13 protein-coding genes are annotated in these 15,670 nt (G+C 72.9%); 9 read left to right on the top strand and 4 right to left on the bottom strand.

What is annotated here, in order from left to right:
- Positions 1–28: 28 nt before the first annotated feature.
- Genes Aco03nite_RS04800 through Aco03nite_RS04830 form a run of 7 tightly spaced genes read left to right on the top strand, consistent with a single transcriptional unit; the run spans position 29 to position 8,983 of the window.
- Entirely contained in the window at positions 29–1,903 is a 1,875-nt protein-coding gene (locus Aco03nite_RS04800; RefSeq protein ID WP_203793361.1) for a siderophore-interacting protein, read from the top strand.
- Positions 1,900–2,850 (top strand): ABC transporter substrate-binding protein, encoded by a 951-nt coding sequence (locus Aco03nite_RS04805; RefSeq protein ID WP_203793362.1) that lies wholly within the window; start codon positions 1,900–1,902, stop codon positions 2,848–2,850. Before Aco03nite_RS04800 ends, Aco03nite_RS04805 begins: the two co-directional genes overlap by 4 nt.
- Complete coding sequence (locus Aco03nite_RS04810; RefSeq protein ID WP_239144910.1) at positions 2,847–3,890, top strand: FecCD family ABC transporter permease; 1,044 nt, start codon at positions 2,847–2,849, stop codon at positions 3,888–3,890. The genes Aco03nite_RS04805 and Aco03nite_RS04810 overlap by 4 nt, the downstream gene beginning before the upstream one ends.
- Positions 3,887–4,933, top strand: coding sequence for a FecCD family ABC transporter permease (locus tag Aco03nite_RS04815; protein ID WP_239144911.1), 1,047 nt, complete (start codon positions 3,887–3,889; stop codon positions 4,931–4,933). Before Aco03nite_RS04810 ends, Aco03nite_RS04815 begins: the two co-directional genes overlap by 4 nt.
- A complete protein-coding gene (locus Aco03nite_RS04820; RefSeq protein ID WP_203793366.1) occupies positions 4,930–5,721 on the top strand; it encodes an ABC transporter ATP-binding protein in 792 nt (263 codons plus the stop codon). Before Aco03nite_RS04815 ends, Aco03nite_RS04820 begins: the two co-directional genes overlap by 4 nt.
- 14 nt (positions 5,722–5,735) lie before the next feature.
- The gene (locus tag Aco03nite_RS04825; protein ID WP_203793368.1) at positions 5,736–7,286 is read left to right on the top strand and encodes an ABC transporter ATP-binding protein; all 1,551 of its coding nucleotides are present in this window, start codon (positions 5,736–5,738) and stop codon (positions 7,284–7,286) included.
- On the top strand, positions 7,286–8,983 hold the full coding sequence (locus Aco03nite_RS04830; RefSeq protein ID WP_239144917.1) for an ABC transporter ATP-binding protein: 1,698 nt from the start codon (positions 7,286–7,288) through the stop codon (positions 8,981–8,983). The genes Aco03nite_RS04825 and Aco03nite_RS04830 overlap by 1 nt, the downstream gene beginning before the upstream one ends.
- A gap of 9 nt (positions 8,984–8,992) precedes the next feature.
- Here Aco03nite_RS04830 and Aco03nite_RS04835 read toward each other — a convergent pair whose 3' ends face one another.
- The 4 genes from Aco03nite_RS04835 to Aco03nite_RS04850 all read right to left on the bottom strand — a co-directional run bounded on the left by Aco03nite_RS04835 (position 8,993) and on the right by Aco03nite_RS04850 (position 11,860).
- Positions 8,993–9,469: a universal stress protein gene (locus tag Aco03nite_RS04835; RefSeq protein WP_307837628.1), complete on the bottom strand. Its 477-nt coding sequence runs from the start codon at positions 9,467–9,469 to the stop codon at positions 8,993–8,995.
- A gap of 172 nt (positions 9,470–9,641) precedes the next feature.
- On the bottom strand, positions 9,642–10,388 hold the full coding sequence (locus Aco03nite_RS04840) for a MerR family transcriptional regulator (protein WP_203793374.1): 747 nt from the start codon (positions 10,386–10,388) through the stop codon (positions 9,642–9,644).
- A 3-nt stretch (positions 10,389–10,391) separates the two neighbouring features.
- Positions 10,392–11,126 carry an ABC transporter permease gene (locus tag Aco03nite_RS04845; RefSeq protein ID WP_203793377.1) on the bottom strand — a complete coding sequence of 245 codons (735 nt, stop codon included), beginning with the start codon at positions 11,124–11,126 and terminating at the stop codon, positions 10,392–10,394.
- On the bottom strand, positions 11,123–11,860 hold the full coding sequence (locus Aco03nite_RS04850) for an ABC transporter ATP-binding protein (protein WP_203793379.1): 738 nt from the start codon (positions 11,858–11,860) through the stop codon (positions 11,123–11,125). Before Aco03nite_RS04850 ends, Aco03nite_RS04845 begins: the two co-directional genes overlap by 4 nt.
- Positions 11,861–12,017: 157 nt before the next feature.
- On the opposite strand from Aco03nite_RS04850, the gene rraA reads away from it, so the two are divergent.
- Both rraA and Aco03nite_RS04860 read left to right on the top strand, forming a co-directional pair.
- Positions 12,018–12,485: a ribonuclease E activity regulator RraA gene (rraA, locus tag Aco03nite_RS04855; RefSeq protein WP_203793381.1), complete on the top strand. Its 468-nt coding sequence runs from the start codon at positions 12,018–12,020 to the stop codon at positions 12,483–12,485.
- Between the two features lie 44 nt (positions 12,486–12,529).
- The gene (locus tag Aco03nite_RS04860) at positions 12,530–15,667 is read left to right on the top strand and encodes a DUF4132 domain-containing protein (protein ID WP_239144912.1); all 3,138 of its coding nucleotides are present in this window, start codon (positions 12,530–12,532) and stop codon (positions 15,665–15,667) included.
- The last annotated feature ends 3 nt before the right edge of the window (positions 15,668–15,670 follow it).

The raw sequence follows: 15,670 nt of genomic DNA on the forward strand, positions 1-15,670 counted from the left end.
GAAGATAAGGGTTGCCTAACCTTAGGCCGTGCCCAAGACCTCACGCCGGATCACCGTGCGCCCCCTGACCCTGCGCGAGGCCGAGGTGGCCCGGGTGGTGGACCTGACGCCGGGGATGCGCCGGATCACCCTGACCGGTCCACAGCTCCGCGAGTTCACCTCGGCGAACGGCTTCCCCCAGCCGGCGTTCGCGTCGACCGGCTTCGACGACGACATCCGCCTGGTGTTCCGCTACCCCGGCCAGGCCGAGCCGGTGCTGCCGGTGCAGCGGGCCAACGGCCTCGACCTGCCGAAGGATCCGCGGCCGCTGACCCGGATCTACACCGTGCGCCGCTGGGATCCGGAGACCGGCGAACTGGACGTCGACTTCGTCAGGCACGGCATCGGGGTGGGCACCACCTGGGCGTACCGGGCCGAGATCGGCGACCGGGTGCACTTCGCCGGACCGGGCTCGTCCCGGGCGCTCCCGCACGACGCGGACTGGCTCCTGGTCGCCGGCGACGACACCGCGCTGCCCGCGATCGCCCGTCTGCTCGACGAGCTGCCCGGTGACACGCGGGCCCGGGTGTTCATCGAGATCACCGAGGACGCACACCGTCAGGAGCTGCGGGAACTGCCCGGCGTCGAGGTGACCTGGCTGGTCCGCGACGGTTCCGGGGCGACCCTGCTGGTGGACGCGGTCCGCAACGGCGGCTGGTGGGACGGGCGGCCGTTCGCGTGGGTCGCCGGGGAACAGCGGACGGTCCGCGACATCCGGCGCCACCTGGTCGAGGACCGGGGTGTGCCCAAGGAGGACGTCGACTTCATCGGGTACTGGCGCCGTGGCGAGGTCGTCGCCCTGGAGACCGATCAGGCGGTGCCCGACCCGGAGAGGACGAGAACCCCGTTCGAGCGGCTCCACGACCTGGCCGAGCTGATCGCGCCGGTCGCCATCCGTACCGCCGTCGAACTGGGTGTTCCGGAGTTGATCTCCCGCGGCGTGACCGGGGTCGACGAGCTGGCCGCCAAAGCGGGCGCCGACGAGCGGGCGCTGGGCAAACTGCTGCGCTACCTGCACACCCTGGACATCGTGGCCCCGGCCGGACCGGGCCGGTACGGCCTGACCCCGGTGGGCGAGGTCCTGACCCTGGACTTCATGATCGACCTCCTGCACCCGGCCGGGGCCGCCGGCCGCGAGATGCTCGGCATCCACGGCCTCACCGAGTCGGTCCGCACCGGCCGGGCGTCCTACCTCGCAACCACCGGGCAGACCTTCACCGCGGTACGCGCCGAGCAGGACTACGAGGACCGCTACCTGGAGAGACTGGCGAAGTTCCAGGCCGCGCTGGCCGAGCCGATCGCCCGCTCCGAACTGCTCGCCGGGGTCCGGCACCTGGTGCTGCACTCCGGCGGCGCCGGCGCCCAGGCCCGCGAGTTCGTCGCCGCCCGCCCCGACCTGCGCGTGACGATCTGCGCGCTGCCCGCCCAGGCCGACTGGCTGCGCCGCGACCTGCCCGACACCATCCCCGACGAGCAGCAGCGGGCCCGGGTCGAGGTGGTCGAGCAGTCCGTCTTCGAACCCGGCCCGCCGGCCGACGCCGTTTTCGTGATCCGCGCGTTCAAGAACCTGCCCGATGCCGACGCTGCCCGCGCCCTGCGCCGCGCGGCCGAAAGCGGCGGCCGGGTGCTGCTGATCGAGGACACCTTCGACCTCGACGACCTCGACGAGCACGACGGCGAAGCGGACCTGCTCGCCCTCACCGTGCACGGCTCCGGTCTGCGCACCGAGGCCGAACTCGACGCCGTCATCACGCGGGCCGGTCTGACCCGCGCCGCGCGGCACACCGTCGGCTGGGGCACCACGGTCCACGAACTGATCCCGGCCGGCACCCCTGATGAAGAAGAGAAAGAAGCACAACAATGATCGATACACGCCTGCGACGACGGGGTGCGGCCCTGGCCGTCGCCCTGCTGAGCGCCACGTTCGCCCTCGCCGCCTGCGGGAGCGCGAGCGACGACCCCGGTGCGAAGGCCGGTGCGCCGAGCGCCGCCGCACAGCGGATCGTCACGATCGGCAACACCACCCTGCCGCTGATCGACATGGGTGGCCGGCCGGTCGGCGTCACCGAGGTGTCCGGCCCCGAGCTGAGCCTCATCCCCACCGACCAGAAAGCGGCGTACGACGCGGCCACCAAGCTCGGCGCCAGCGGCGACCAGGTCGACATGGAGAAACTCGCCTCCCTGAAGCCGGACCTCATCCTGGCCCAGCTCCCGGAGAGCGAGTTCGCGCAGATCAAGAAGCAGCTGGAGTCGATCGCCCCGACGACGTTCTGGGGACTCGACGTCGAGTGGAAGACCTTCGCCGGCGCGCTCGCCGAGGCCGGTGACGTGACCGACGGGCTCAGCGGGCAGAAGGCGGAGTTCGAGAAGAAGATCGCCGACATCAAGCAGACGTACGCCGGGATCATCGCCGACACCAGGTTCGTCAACGTCGACCGCTGGTCGAGTTCCGATCCCGGGACGTTCTCGGTCGCGGACTTCGGGTGTGTCGAGATCGCCCAGGGCGACATCGGCATGGACTTCCCCCAGGCGGCCGCCGGCGCCGACCCCCTGGGCTGGACGTCCCTGCCGTTCGAGCAGATCGCCGGGCTCGCGAAGTACGACGTGATCACCTACCCGGTCGACGCCGCCGGCAGCCCGACCGAGCCGTTCGCGCCGGTGGTCGCGACCAACACCTGGAAGGCGCTGCCCGCGGTGCAGTCCGGTCGCGCGCTCGGCGTCTTCTGCCCCGGCAACAACTCCTACGGACCGGTCCTGCGGTACCTGGACTCGCTCGGCACCGCCCTGGCGACCCTGCCCGCCAAGAAGTGACGACTCTCGCCCCGCACCGGCGTGGTCCGGGCGCCGTCCCGGTGCCCGGACCACGCCGGCGTTCGATCGGGCTGCTCGCCGCACTGGTGGCGCTGCTGGTCCTGCTGGTGCTGAGCGTGCTGATCGGGTCGACGACGATCGCGCCGTCGGTGGTGTGGGACGCCCTGTTCCATCCGTCCGCCGACATCGACCAGTTCGCGATCCGGGACTACCGGCTGCCGCGTACCGTCCTCGGCCTGGTCGTCGGCGCGGCGCTCGGTGTGGCCGGAGCACTGATCCAGGCGCTGACCCGCAACCCGCTGGCCGATCCGGGCATCCTCGGCGTCCACGCCGGCGCCTCCTTCGCGGTCACGGTCGCGGTGGGCCTGTTCGGCGTCCGCGACATCGGCGGCTACCTGTGGTTCGCCTTCGCCGGGGCGCTGATCGTCACCCTGACGGTGCTCGCCCTCGGGTCGACCCGGCAGGGCCGGTCGCCGGTGGTCATGGTGCTCGCCGGGGTGTGTGTCACCGCGGTGCTCGGCGGCGCCCGGGAGGCTCTCCAACTGACCGACGCGGCCGCCTTCGACGCGATGCGGTCCTGGAACGCCGGTTCGATCGTGGGCCGGCCGCTCGAACTGCTCTGGCCGATCCTGCCGTTCTTCGCGATCGCCCTGGTCCTGGCCTTCACGGTGTCCGGGCCCCTGGACGCGATGGCCCTGGGTGACGAGGTGGCGGTCGCCCAGGGGGTCCGGCTGGCGCCCACCCGGCTCCTCGCGATCATCGCGCTCACCCTGCTGGCCGGCGGAGCCACCGCGGTCGCCGGGCCGATCGGTTTCGTCGGGCTGATGGTGCCGCACGTGGCCCGCTGGATCGCCGGCCCGGATCAGCGCTGGATCTTCGCGTACAGCGTGCTGCTCGCCCCGATCCTGCTGCTGGCCTCCGACGTCCTCGGGCGCGTCGCCGTGCACCCGAGCGAGATCCCGGTCGGCGTGGTCACCGCGTTCGCCGGCGCTCCGGTCCTGATCGCGCTGGTCCGCCGGAAGAAGGCGAGCGGTCTGTGAACCGGGTGGACTTCGGGCGCCGCGTGCTGGTGCTGCGGCACGGCCGGATCGCGGTACGCGTCGAACAGCGCTCGGTCGTGGTCTGCGCCGTTCTCACCCTGGCCATCGCGGTCCTGGCGGTGGTCGCGCTGATGACCGGCTCGTACCACCTCGGCCCCGGACAGGTGGTCGCCGCGCTGACCGGCGGCGAGACCGGGCTGGTGCACGACATCGTGGTCGACTGGCGACTGCCCCGGGTGGCGGCCGCGCTGCTGTTCGGCGCCGCGCTCGGGGTGTCCGGCGCGATCTTCCAGTCGATGCTGCGCAACCCGCTCGCCGATCCCGGCATCATCGGGTTCACCGAGGGCTCCTACACCGGGGCGCTGATCGTCATCCTGGTCGTCGACGGCACCTACGCGCAGCTGGTCGGCGGGGCGCTGGCCGGTGGCATGGCCACTGCCCTGGGCGTGTACCTCCTCGCGTACCGGCAAGGGGTCCAGGGTTTTCGCCTGATCGTCGTCGGCATCGGCGCCTCCGGCATGCTCGCGTCGCTGAACGTCTGGCTGATCCTCAAGGCCGAGCTGGAGCAGGCGATGGCCGCGGCCGCGTGGGGAGCCGGATCGCTCAACGGCGTCTCCTGGGACCAGGTGGTGATCGGCGGCGCCTGCATCGCGGTGCTCCTGCCGGCGTCGGGCCTGCTGAGCCGGCCGATGCGGCAGATGGAGCTGGGCGACGAGGCCGCCACCTCCCAGGGGGTACGGGTGCCGCCGGTCCGCCTCGGCCTGGTCGTGGTCGGGGTCGCACTGACCGCGACGGTGACCGCCGCGTCCGGGCCGATCGTGTTCGTCTCCCTGGTCGCCCCGCAGATCGCCCGCCGGCTGGCGCGCACCGCCGGGATCACGCTCGCACCGGCGGCCCTGGTCGGCGCGCTGCTGTGCCTGGCGGCCGACTACATCGCCCAGCACGTCGCACCCACCCCGCTGCCGGTGGGGATCATCACCGTCATCCTCGGCGGCGGCTACCTCGGCCGGCTGCTGTTCACCGAAGCGAGGCGAAGGCTGTGAACGAATCCCGGCTCCACGTCGCGGGGGCGACCCTCGGGTACGGCGAACGGATCATCAGCGCGAACCTGTCGGTGTCGATCCCGGACCGGTCGTTCACGGTGATCGTGGGCCCGAACGCGTGCGGCAAGTCGACACTGCTGCGCGGACTGTCCCGGCTGCTCCGGCCGGACGCCGGTCAGGTGGTCCTGGACGGCGCCGACATCGGGTCGTACCGGACGAAGGAGGTGGCCCGGCGGGTCGGGCTGCTGCCGCAGACCGCGATCGCGCCCGATGGGATCACCGTCGCCGACCTGGTGGCCCGGGGCCGGTACCCGTACCAGGGGTTCTTCCGGCAGTGGACCGAGGACGACGAGCGGGCCGTGGCCCGGGCGATGGAGCAGACCGCGGTCACCGACCTGTCCGGCCGCCAGGTGGACGAGCTGTCCGGCGGGCAGCGTCAGCGGGTGTGGGTGGCGATGGCGCTGGCCCAGCACACCGGCATCCTGCTGCTGGACGAGCCGACCACGTTCCTCGACATCACCCACCAGATCGAGCTGATGGAGCTCTTCACCGACCTGCACCGGGCCGGGCACACCATGGTCGCGGTGCTGCACGACCTCAACCACGCCTCCCGGTACGGCACCCACGTGATCGCGATGAAGGACGGGCAGGTCGTCGCCGAGGGGACACCCGAGGAGGTCGTCACGGTCGAGCTGGTCGAGAAGGTGTTCGGCCTGCGCTGCCTGGTGGTGCCCGATCCGGTGGCCGGCACCCCGCAGGTGGTGCCGCTGGGACGGGACCGCCGGTGAGGATCATCTTCTCGATGAAGCGGGTCACCGTTCCCGCGATGTTGTTCGCCACCGTGTGGCAGCTGGGCGAGGCCGCGGTCCCGGTGCTGATGGGGCTGGCGATCGACCGGGCGCTGGCCACCGGCGACGTGGGCGAGCTGGTGCTGTGGCTCGGTGTGCTGATCGTCGTCTACGTCGCGCTGACGACGGCGGCCCGGTTCGCGCTACGGCTGACCGCGTTCGCGGTGCAGTCGTTGCAGCACCGGCTCCGCGGCACCCTGTCGACAGGTGTGCTGCATCCCGCCGACGGGGCCGCCCGGGCGCCGGACGGCGGTGTCGTGTCGGTGATGACGACCGACGTCGCCCGCCTGGCGAACGGGGTGATCCTGACGATCATGCCGATCGCCCGGGTCGCGGCCATCGGCTTCATCGCGGTGTCGCTGCTGACGATGGACCCGGTGCTCGGGCTGGTGGTGCTGATCGGGGCGCCGGTCGCGGTCTGGTCGATGGGGGTGCTCAGCGAGCGGCTCTCCCGGGGCACCCGCGAGTACCAGGGGCTGCTGGCCGCCACCGTCGGGCGGGCCACCGACCTGGTCGCCGGGTACCGCGTCGTCAAAGGGCTCGGGGTCCGCGCCGAGGCGGAGGCGACCCGGCGGTACCGGCGGGCCAGCCGGGAGGCCCTCGCCGGGGCCGAGCGCAACGCCGGGCTGCTGGGCGGATTCCTGGTCGGCTCGGGGGTGATCACCGGGGTGTTCGTCGCGACGGTGATGGGGCTGGCCGGCTGGTTCGCGGTGGTCGGGCGGCTGAGCATCGGAGAGTTGATCGCCGCGGTCGGCCTCACCCAGGCGCTGCTGCCGCAGATCGAGTCGATCGCCAACCTGTCGATCCCCAACCTCGCCTCCGCCCGCGCCTCGGCCGCGCGGATCCACGAGGCTCTGCCGTCCTCGGCCACACCGGAATCCGGCTTCTTCGATGCCGGGCCGCTGCCCGTGCTCGAGGTCTCCGGGCCGGGCACCACGGTCCGGGTCGAGCCGGGGGAGTTCGTCGGCGTCCTCACCGACGACCGGTCCGCGGCCCGCCTCGCCGGGGCCCTGCTCGACCCGTGGGCCGGTGACGAGGTCCAGGTCCGGCTGGACGGGCTCCCGGTGCGCGAGTCGTCCCCGGCCGGATACCGCTCCCGGGTCACCGTCGCCCCACACCGGGTGACCCTGTTCAGCGGCACGATCCAGGACAACCTCCTTTCCGGTACGCCGGGACAGGCCGGCGCCGGTCCGGAGGGTCTTACGCATGCCGCGGTTCGGGCGGCCGCCTGTGATGACTTCGTCGCCGGCCTCGACGTGCCGGTCGGTGAGGGCGGCAACCGTCTCTCCGGCGGGCAGCGGCAGCGGATCGCGCTGGCTCGTGCCCTGGCCAGTGACGCGCCGGTGCTCGTGCTCCACGATCCGACCACCGCGGTCGACCCGGTCACCGAGCACGTGATCGCCGGTCGGTTGCGTGACATCCGGCAGGGGCGATCGACGCTGCTCATCGCGTCCACCCCGGCCCTGCTGAGCGCCTGCGACCGGGTCATCGGGAGCGCCCGGTGATGCCGGTCGCGGGCGGCCGGGAGACCGCGGCGCAGTTGTGGCGGCTCAGCCGCGGGCACCGGCTCCGGCTCGCCGCGACGGGTGTGCTCGGGACCGTCAGCACCGGCGCCGACCTGATCCCGCCCCTGGCGATCGGGTACCTCGTCGACCGCGTGCGGGCCGGCACCGCCGATCCGGGCACCGTCCTGACCGCCACCGCCGTGATGGCCGTCGCGGCGGTGCTCGGCGCGGCGGGCACCGCGGTGACGATCGTGCTCGCCACCCGCGCCTACCACGCCGTGCTCGCCAGGCTGCGCGAACGACTCGTGGCCCGTGCCATGGCCCTGCCCCAGCACCTCGTCGAGCGTGCCGGGACCGGCGACCTGATCTCCCGGACCAGCGACGACGTCACCGCCGTGGCCGACGCCGCACCGGGGGTGATCCCGGCGCTGACCGTCACGGCGTTCACGATCGTGGTCTCGCTGGGCGGGCTGGCGGCCCTCGAACTGCCGTATGCCGCGGCCTTCGCCGTCGTGCTGCCGGTCTATGTGCTGGCCATGCGCTGGTACCTGCGCACCGGCCCGGCGGTGTACCGCGACGAACGGGCCGCGATGAGCGCCCGCGCCCAGCAGATCCTCGAATCCCAGCGCGGCTACGACACCGTGCTCGGCTTCGGGCTGGCCGGGCAGCGGCACCGCGCCGTGATGGCCGCCTCCTGGGCCGTCGTGGTGCGGTCGCTGCGCGCCCGGACCGTCCAGAGTGGCCTGAGCGCCCGCCTCAACCTCGGTGAATGCCTGAGCCTGGCCACCGTCCTGGTGGTCGGCTTCGTCCTCATCGGCCAGGGCACGTCGACCGTCGGCGGCGCCACCACCGCCACGCTGCTGGTGCTGCGCCTGCTCGGCCCGGTCAACGAACTGCTGTTCGTGATCGACACCCTCCAGTCGGCCCTGGCCTCCCTGAACCGCATGGTCGGGATGATCACCACCCCCGTCACCCGGCCCGGGGCGGGGTACGGGCCGACAGCCGCCGTCCGGCTCCGCGGGATCACCTTCCGCTACGACGACGGCCCGCCCGCTCTCGACGACGTCAGCATCGACATCGCCCCCGGTCAGCACGTCGCCGTCGTCGGCGCCTCCGGAGCCGGAAAGAGCACACTGGCCGCGGTGGTGGCCGGCATCCACCCACCCGGAGCCGGAACCGTGACCCGCCCGGTGCGCACCGCGGTGATCACCCAGGAGGTGCACGTGTTCGCGGGAACCCTCCGCGACAACCTCACGCTCGCCGCCCCGCAAGCCACCGACCACGATCTTCTGGCCGCACTGGAAACCACCGGCACGACCGGTCTCCTGGACCTGTTGCCGGACGGCCTGGACACGCTGGTGGGCTCCGGGGGACACCCGCTCACCGACGCGCAGGCGCAGCAGATCGCGCTGACCCGGCTGCTCCTGGCCGACCCGGAGCTGGCCATCCTCGACGAAGCCACCGCCGAAGCCGGATCCGCGCAGGCGGGACCACTCGATCACGCCGCCGGGGCCGCCCTGGCCGGCCGCACCGCCCTGACGATCGCGCACCGCCTGTCCCAGGCCCGCGCCTGCGACCACATAGTCGTGATGGACCAGGGCCGGATCACGGAGACCGGCACACACCACGACCTGATCGCCTCCGGCGGCACCTATGCCGAACTGTGGAAAGCCTGGCAGGCCGGGCAACCGCGCTGAGGAGCCGCCTCACATTCCGGTCAGGCGGCGCAGTTCGGCGTCCAGGTCGCCGGTCTGGAAGCGCCCCGCCGGGGGCGGCGGGACCACGATCACCGGGCAGGGCGCCAGCCGGATGCAGTGCCGGGCCACTCCCGACCCCAGCCAGCGCCGACGCCGGCTGCCCAGCACGATCAGGTCGTCGTCGGCCGCCACCAGGTCGACCAGGGCCGGGCCGGGACGCCCGCGCGGCGTGCTGTTCAGCAGGGCGATCCGGGCCGGCCGCATCCCGAAAGCAGCCGAGACGGCCTCGTCGATGAGTGCCGAACTGGCCCGGGCGAGTTCGGCGGCCCACGGCGGCGGTGGCTTGCGGCCGTGGTCGGGGTCGGGCCAGGACCGGACCACGGTGATCGCGGTGAGCCCCCGCCGCCGGCCTTCGGCGACGGCGTACCGCAGGGCGGCCAGCCCCGGCAGAGAGGTGGACACTCCGACGACGATCCGGGTCACCACTCCAGTGCAACCCCGACGGTGATCATCTGGCAAGGGTTGTTAACGCCTTTGGTACGCCCGAATCCGCAGCGGCAGCCGAACCACGGGCGGACGGGCGGGCGCCCGCGAGTCCAGACAGGCCTGTCGGGTGTGCCACAACGCGGCGATGGGCCGGCCCGGACCGTCCGGTGGATCAGGACACCCGTCGTTGCCGGGTCCAGCCGTCCCAGCCGCGCTCCCGCATCATCTGGCGGAGTCGCTCGGCGCGGGGTCCGGCCTCGTCGGCGAGCGCGTCCAGCAGGTCGAACGGCAGGTCCTCGCCGGGGTCGGTCCACTCGGCCTCCGCCAGCAGGGCGGCCAGCAGGTCGACGATCCCGGTGAGCAGGCTGTCGTCGGGCGCGCCGTCGTCGACGGCCTCGGACATGAGCAGATACAGCCGTACCAGACGCGGATCCTGAAGTTGGGCGATCTTGGCCGGTATCCACGTGACCACCTCGTCGGGCCAGCGGGCCGCCATGATGATCCACCCGTCGCGTTCACCGGCCAGGATCCGCTCGGACACCCCCAGCTCCCGCAGCCGGCGCAGGTAGTCGATCACCTCGGGCGGGAGCGACGCCACGTCACCGGCGGCCAGCCGGGCGATCTGTTCCCGGCTGGTCTGCCGGCGGGCGATCTCGCCGGCCAGGCGGGCGTCGATCCGCTGCACGGCCTCGGCGAACCCGGCCGGCCCGGCGCGCAGCAGCCCGTCGATCTCGGACAGCGGCACTCCGGCGTCGGCCAGCGTGCGGATCTTGATGAGGGCGACCACGTCGCCGGCCCCGTACCGCCGGTAGCCGGAGGCGTCCCGCTCCGGTTCCGGCAGCAGCCCGACCTGGTGGTAGTGCCGCACGGTCCGGATCGTGACACCGGCGTAGGCGGCGAGTCGGCCGATGGTCAGCATGACTCAGATTCTGCGCCGGTAGGCCACCGTGGCAAGAACATAGGCCACGATCAGGATCCCGCCGCACCACGCCAGCGCGGTCCAGATCCCGGAACCGGCCGGCTGACCGGCGAACAGGTTCCGCAACGTGTCGACGATGGACGTCACCGGCTGGTTCTCGGCGAAGGCCCGGACCGGGCCGGGCATGGTGCCGGTCGGCACGAACGCCGAACTGACGAACGGCAGGAAGACCAGCGGATACGCGAACGCGCTCGCCCCGTCGATGGTCCGCGCGGTCAGCCCGGGGAGCACCGCGAGCCAGGTCAGCGCACAGGTGAAGAAGATCAGGATGCCGGCGACGGCCAGCCAGGCCGGCACACCGGCGCTGCTGCGGAACCCCAGGACCACCGCGACCAGGACGACCACCACCAGCGAGACGAGGTTGGCGACGACCGAGGTCAGCACGTGCGCCCACAGCACCGCCGAGCGGGCGATCGGCATCGACTGGAACCGGTCGAAGATGCCGCTGCGCAGGTCGAGGAAGAGACGGTAGGCGGTGTACGAGATACCCGACGCGACCGTGACGATCAGGATGCCGGGCAGCAGATAGTCGACGTAGGCGCCGTCACCGGCCCGGATCGCGCCGCCCAGCACGTAGACGAAGAGCAGCATCATGGCGATCGGGGTGATCGCGGTGGTGACGATGGTGTCCGGGCTGCGCAGCACGTGCCGCAGCGACCGCCCGAGCAGAATTATCATCGCCGGCCCCCGACCAGGTCGAGGAAGACGTCCTCCAGGGTCTTCGCCGCCGGGCGCAGCCGTTTCAGCTCGTCCAGGGTGCCGGTCACGATGATCGTCCCGTCGTGCAGGATCGCGATCCGGTCGGCGAGTTGTTCCGCCTCGTTCAGGTACTGGGTGGTGAACAGCACGGTGGTACCGGCCGCGGCGAGTTCCCGGATCGCCTGCCACACCTCCAGGCGCCCTTCCGGGTCGAGTCCGGTGGTCGGCTCGTCCAGGAAGATCACCGGCGGATCCCCGGCCAGGCTCATCGCGATGTCCAGCCGCCGCCGCATGCCCCCGGAGTAGGCGCCGGCCCGTCTGCCGCCCGCGTCGGCCAGCGAGAACCGCCGCAGCAGCTGGTCGGCGATCCGCCCCGGATTCTTCAGGCGGCGCAGCCGGGCCATCATGACGATGTTCTCCCGCCCGGTCAGGATCTCGTCGACCGCGGCGAACTGGCCGGTCAGACTGATCGACCGGCGTACGTCACCGCCCTGGGTCCGGACGTCGAAGCCGTTGACCCGCACCGTGCCCTCGTCGGCCCGCAGCAGTGTGGACAGGATGCGGACCAGGGTGGTCTTGCCCGCCCCGTTCGACCCGAGCAGGGCGACGATGCTGCCCCGGGCCACCTCCAGATCCACACCACGCAGGACCCGCACTTCCCGAAACGATTTCCGTACGCCACGAACCTCGATCGCGGCCGCCGATGCACTCATGCCGGCCATCATCGAAGGTTGACGCTGCGTCAGGGTCAAGCCCCGGTACGCCCGGCGCTGGTGGCCGCCGCCGGTGCGGAGCGGCTTGTAGCCTGCACTCGTCACGGCATCCGGACGCCGCCCTGACCGGGGCGGCCGTCTATCGAGGAGACAGAACATGACGAGCACGGCCGACCTCTACGACCAGCACGGCGAGGCCCTGGGTTCCTGCGACACCCAGTTCCGGCAGTACGGCGGGGTCACCGACTTCCGGGGCCCCGCGGTCACGGTGTCCTGCTTCCAGGACAACGCCCTGCTCAAGTCGATCCTCGGCGAGCCCGGCGAGGGCCGGGTCCTCGTCGTCGACGGCGGCGGCTCGGTGCACACCGCCCTGATGGGCGACATCATCGCCGGCCTGGCCGTCGACAACGGCTGGGCGGGCGTGATCATCAACGGCGCGGTCCGCGACGTGGCCGCCCTGCGCACGCTCCAGGTCGGCATCAAGGCCCTCGGCTCCAACCCCCGCAAGAGCGGCAAGACCGGCGCCGGTACGCGGGACGAGCCCCTGAAGTTCGGCGAGTGCACCTTCACCCCGGGCGCCACCGTGGTCAGCGACGACGACGGTGTGGTCGTACTGCCGCTCTGATCGTGGTCTGATTTTTGTCGGACCCCGGCGGTAGGTTGCGCGGCGTGGAAGACACCCTGGTCCTGCCGGACAACCTGCTGAAGCATCTGCATCCTCGTCGTGACGGTGCCGGGGTCCGGCCGTTCGCCGCCGATCCGCTGGCCCGGGCCCGGGTCGACGAGATGCTCGCCGAGCGGCAGGCCCATGTGGACCGGATCGTCGCCGCCGCCGCGACCGCGGAGGTGGCGGCCGCCGAGATCGCGATGACCACTCCACGCCGCGCGGGGGACCGGACGGCGCTGGCGGACGTGTGGATCGCCGAGCACGGGCTCCGGTTCGCGGCGGTCGCCGCGGTCGAGACGGGCACCAGGCACCCCCGCTCGGGACTGCCCGTGCTGCTGCGGGTGCGTGCCGCGCTGGCGTCCGCTCCGGCGGAGGAGTTCGAGCGGGTCGTCGCCGCGCTGGCGCCCTACCGGAGCGGCTCGGCGGAGGCCCGGACCGCCTGTTCGGTACTGGTCCCGCGCCCGGACTGGGTGGACGCCGACCTCACCGCCGCGGTGACGGCCGACGACGACACCCTGCTGGAGATGCTGTTCTACGCCGCGAGCACGGCCGGGCAGGCCGAGGCACTGGTGCGCCGGGTCAATCTGACCCGGATGGGTGTCGAGACCGACCTCCTGGCCACCTTCACCGACGGTGTCGGCCCTGCCGTCGCGCCCGCGCTGTTCCACTGGTTCGACGAGGCCTGGAGCACCGACCCGATCCTCCCGGTGCTCGCCGCACTGCCGGGTGACGACGTCATGCGGGGGCTGCTGGCGCGGTCCGGGGCGCGCAGCGTGCGGGCGGCCCTGCGGGCGGCGTCCGAGCGGTTCCCGGCGCGGGCGCTGCGGATCCTCGCCGAGGCCGGTGACGAGCTGCTGCCGGTGCACGTGACGAAGCACTCCGACCTGGTGGACCAGGTCATGCCGCTGCTGAGCCCGGAGGCCGCCGGCCGGGTGCGTGCCGTGCTGGAGATCCGGCCGGAGGTGCCGGTCGCCGCGCTGTCCGCGGTGCCGCCGGTGCTCGCCGACCCGCCCTGGGCGAACCGGGCGAAGACCGCCAAGCCGGTGGTGCTCACCGGCGTGAGCTGCACCGACGCCCCGGCGGCGCACTGGCTCGCGGGGGAGTGGGAGGACTGGGCGGAGTCCACCACGCCGGAGCGGGGCGACGACACCGTCGACTGGGCCGCGATGGCCGAGGGGCTGCTCGACGGCGGCCGCTGGTACCAGGTGGGCGACCTGCTCACCCGGGGCCCGGAGGACCTGGCCCGGCAGACGATCGTGCGCTGGCGGCCGGGCGGCGGCTCCCACCCGGTCTGGTGGCTCCGGGGTGTCGTGGCCCGGTTCGGGACCGATGCGATGGGCCCGCTGGTGCTGCTGGCCCGGGCCCAGCCCGCCGAGTTCGGGCCGCTGCTGATGCCGTTCACGTCGCCCGAGGTGACGGTGCTGATGGCGGACTGGCAGGCCCGGCTCAAGTCGGTGCGCGGTCTGGCCCAGCAGTGGCTGCTGCGGCACTCCGCGGTCGCCGTGCGGACCCTGGTCCCGGCCGCGCTGGGCCGGGCCGGGGCGGCCCGCCGGCAGGCCGAGCGGGCCCTGCTCCTGCTGCACGCCCACGGCCGGACGGCGGAGATCCGGTCCGCCGCCGCCGGGTACGGCCCACAGGCCACCGCCGGGGTGGAGGCCCTCTTCGACACCGACCCGCTGATGGCCCTGCCGGCCCGGATGCCCGCGCCGCCGGAGTGGGCGCCGGCCCCGCTGCTGCCACCGGTGCGACTGCGGGACGGCTCCGGGGCGCTGCCTGCCGAGGCCGTCACCAACCTGCTCCGGATGCTGATGATCTCCCGTGCCCAGGAGCCTTATGCCGGTCTCGACCAGGTCCGGCAGGCCGTGCGCCCGGCCGATCTCGCCGCCTTCGGCTGGGCCCTGTTCGAGTTGTGGCTGTCCGGCGGCGGTGTCGCCAAGGACAACTGGGTGCTCGACACGGTCGCGCAGACCGGTGACGACGACGTCGTCCGCCGGATCACGCCGATGATCATGGCCTGGCCCACCGACGGCCTGACCGCCCGGGCGATCGCCGGCCTGACCGTGCTGGTCGGCATCGGCACCGACCAGGCGCTCCTGCACCTGCAGCGGATCTCCCAGCGGGCCAAGTCCGGGCCGCTGCGCAGGGCCGCCACCGCGCGGATCACCGAGATCGCCGACGCGCGCGGGCTCACCACCGAGCAGCTCGCCGACCGCCTCGTCCCGGATTTCGGGCTGGACGCCGCCGGCAGTCTGCTCCTGGACTACGGGCCCCGGCGGTTCGTGGTCGGGTTCGACGAGCAGCTGCGGCCGTTCGCCGCCGAGGAGGGCGGCCGGCGGCTCAAGACCCTGCCCAAACCGGGGGCGCGCGACGACGCCGAGCGGGCCGCCGAGGCGTACCAGCGGTTCGCGACCCTGAAGAAGGACGTGCGGAAGATCGCGGCCGAGCAGGTCCGGCGGCTGGAACAGGCCATGGTCGGCGGGCGGCGGTGGAGCGGGGCGGAGTTCCGGCAGCTGTTCGCCGCGCACCCGCTGATGTGGCACATCGGGCGGCGGCTGGTCTGGGCCCGGTTCGACGGCGACACGGTGCTCGGCGCGCTGCGGATCGCCGAGGACCGCACCCCGGCGGACGTCGACGACGATCCGGTGACGGTCGGTGACGACGACGTGATCGGTCTCGCCCATCCGGTGCACCTGGGGGCGGACACCGGCCGCTGGGCCGGGGTGTTCGCCGACTACGAGATCCTCCAGCCGTTCCCGCAGCTCGGGCGGCAGGTGTTCACCCTCACCGAGGCGGAGCGGGACAGCGGGCGGCTGACCCGGTTCGAGGGCGTCACCGTGCCGACCACCAAGGTGCTGCTGCTGGACCGGCGCGGCTGGGTCCGGCACGAGGTGGCCAACGCCGGGACCTCCCACGGGTTCGACCGCCCGGCCGGCCCGGGGAAGGTCCTGACCGTCCACCTCGACCCGGGGATCGTCGGCCAGGTCGGCTTCTACGACGAGCAGACGCTGCTGGCGGTCTACCTGCACGACGGGACGGAGGGTTCCTGGTCGTCCCGGGAGGCGAAGACCCTGCCCCTCGGCGACCTGGACCCGCTCACCGCCTCGGAGATCATCAGCGACCTGACCGCGGTGACCACCTGACCA

Origin of the sequence: Actinoplanes couchii, assembly GCF_016862075.1 — a bacterium.
In the GTDB taxonomy this organism is placed as follows: domain Bacteria; phylum Actinomycetota; class Actinomycetes; order Mycobacteriales; family Micromonosporaceae; genus Actinoplanes; species Actinoplanes couchii.

Coding starts and splice junctions, on each gene's coding strand:
- Aco03nite_RS04825 (WP_203793368.1), top strand. CDS start 5,736: ATGAAGCGGGTCACCGTTCCCGCGATGTTGTTCGCCACCGTGTGGCAG.
- Aco03nite_RS04830 (WP_239144917.1), top strand. CDS start 7,286: ATGCCGGTCGCGGGCGGCCGGGAGACCGCGGCGCAGTTGTGGCGGCTC.
- Aco03nite_RS04840 (WP_203793374.1), bottom strand. CDS start 10,388: ATGCTGACCATCGGCCGACTCGCCGCCTACGCCGGTGTCACGATCCGG.
- rraA (WP_203793381.1), top strand. CDS start 12,018: ATGACGAGCACGGCCGACCTCTACGACCAGCACGGCGAGGCCCTGGGT.
- Aco03nite_RS04850 (WP_203793379.1), bottom strand. CDS start 11,860: ATGAGTGCATCGGCGGCCGCGATCGAGGTTCGTGGCGTACGGAAATCG.
- Aco03nite_RS04845 (WP_203793377.1), bottom strand. CDS start 11,126: ATGATAATTCTGCTCGGGCGGTCGCTGCGGCACGTGCTGCGCAGCCCG.
- Aco03nite_RS04805 (WP_203793362.1), top strand. CDS start 1,900: ATGATCGATACACGCCTGCGACGACGGGGTGCGGCCCTGGCCGTCGCC.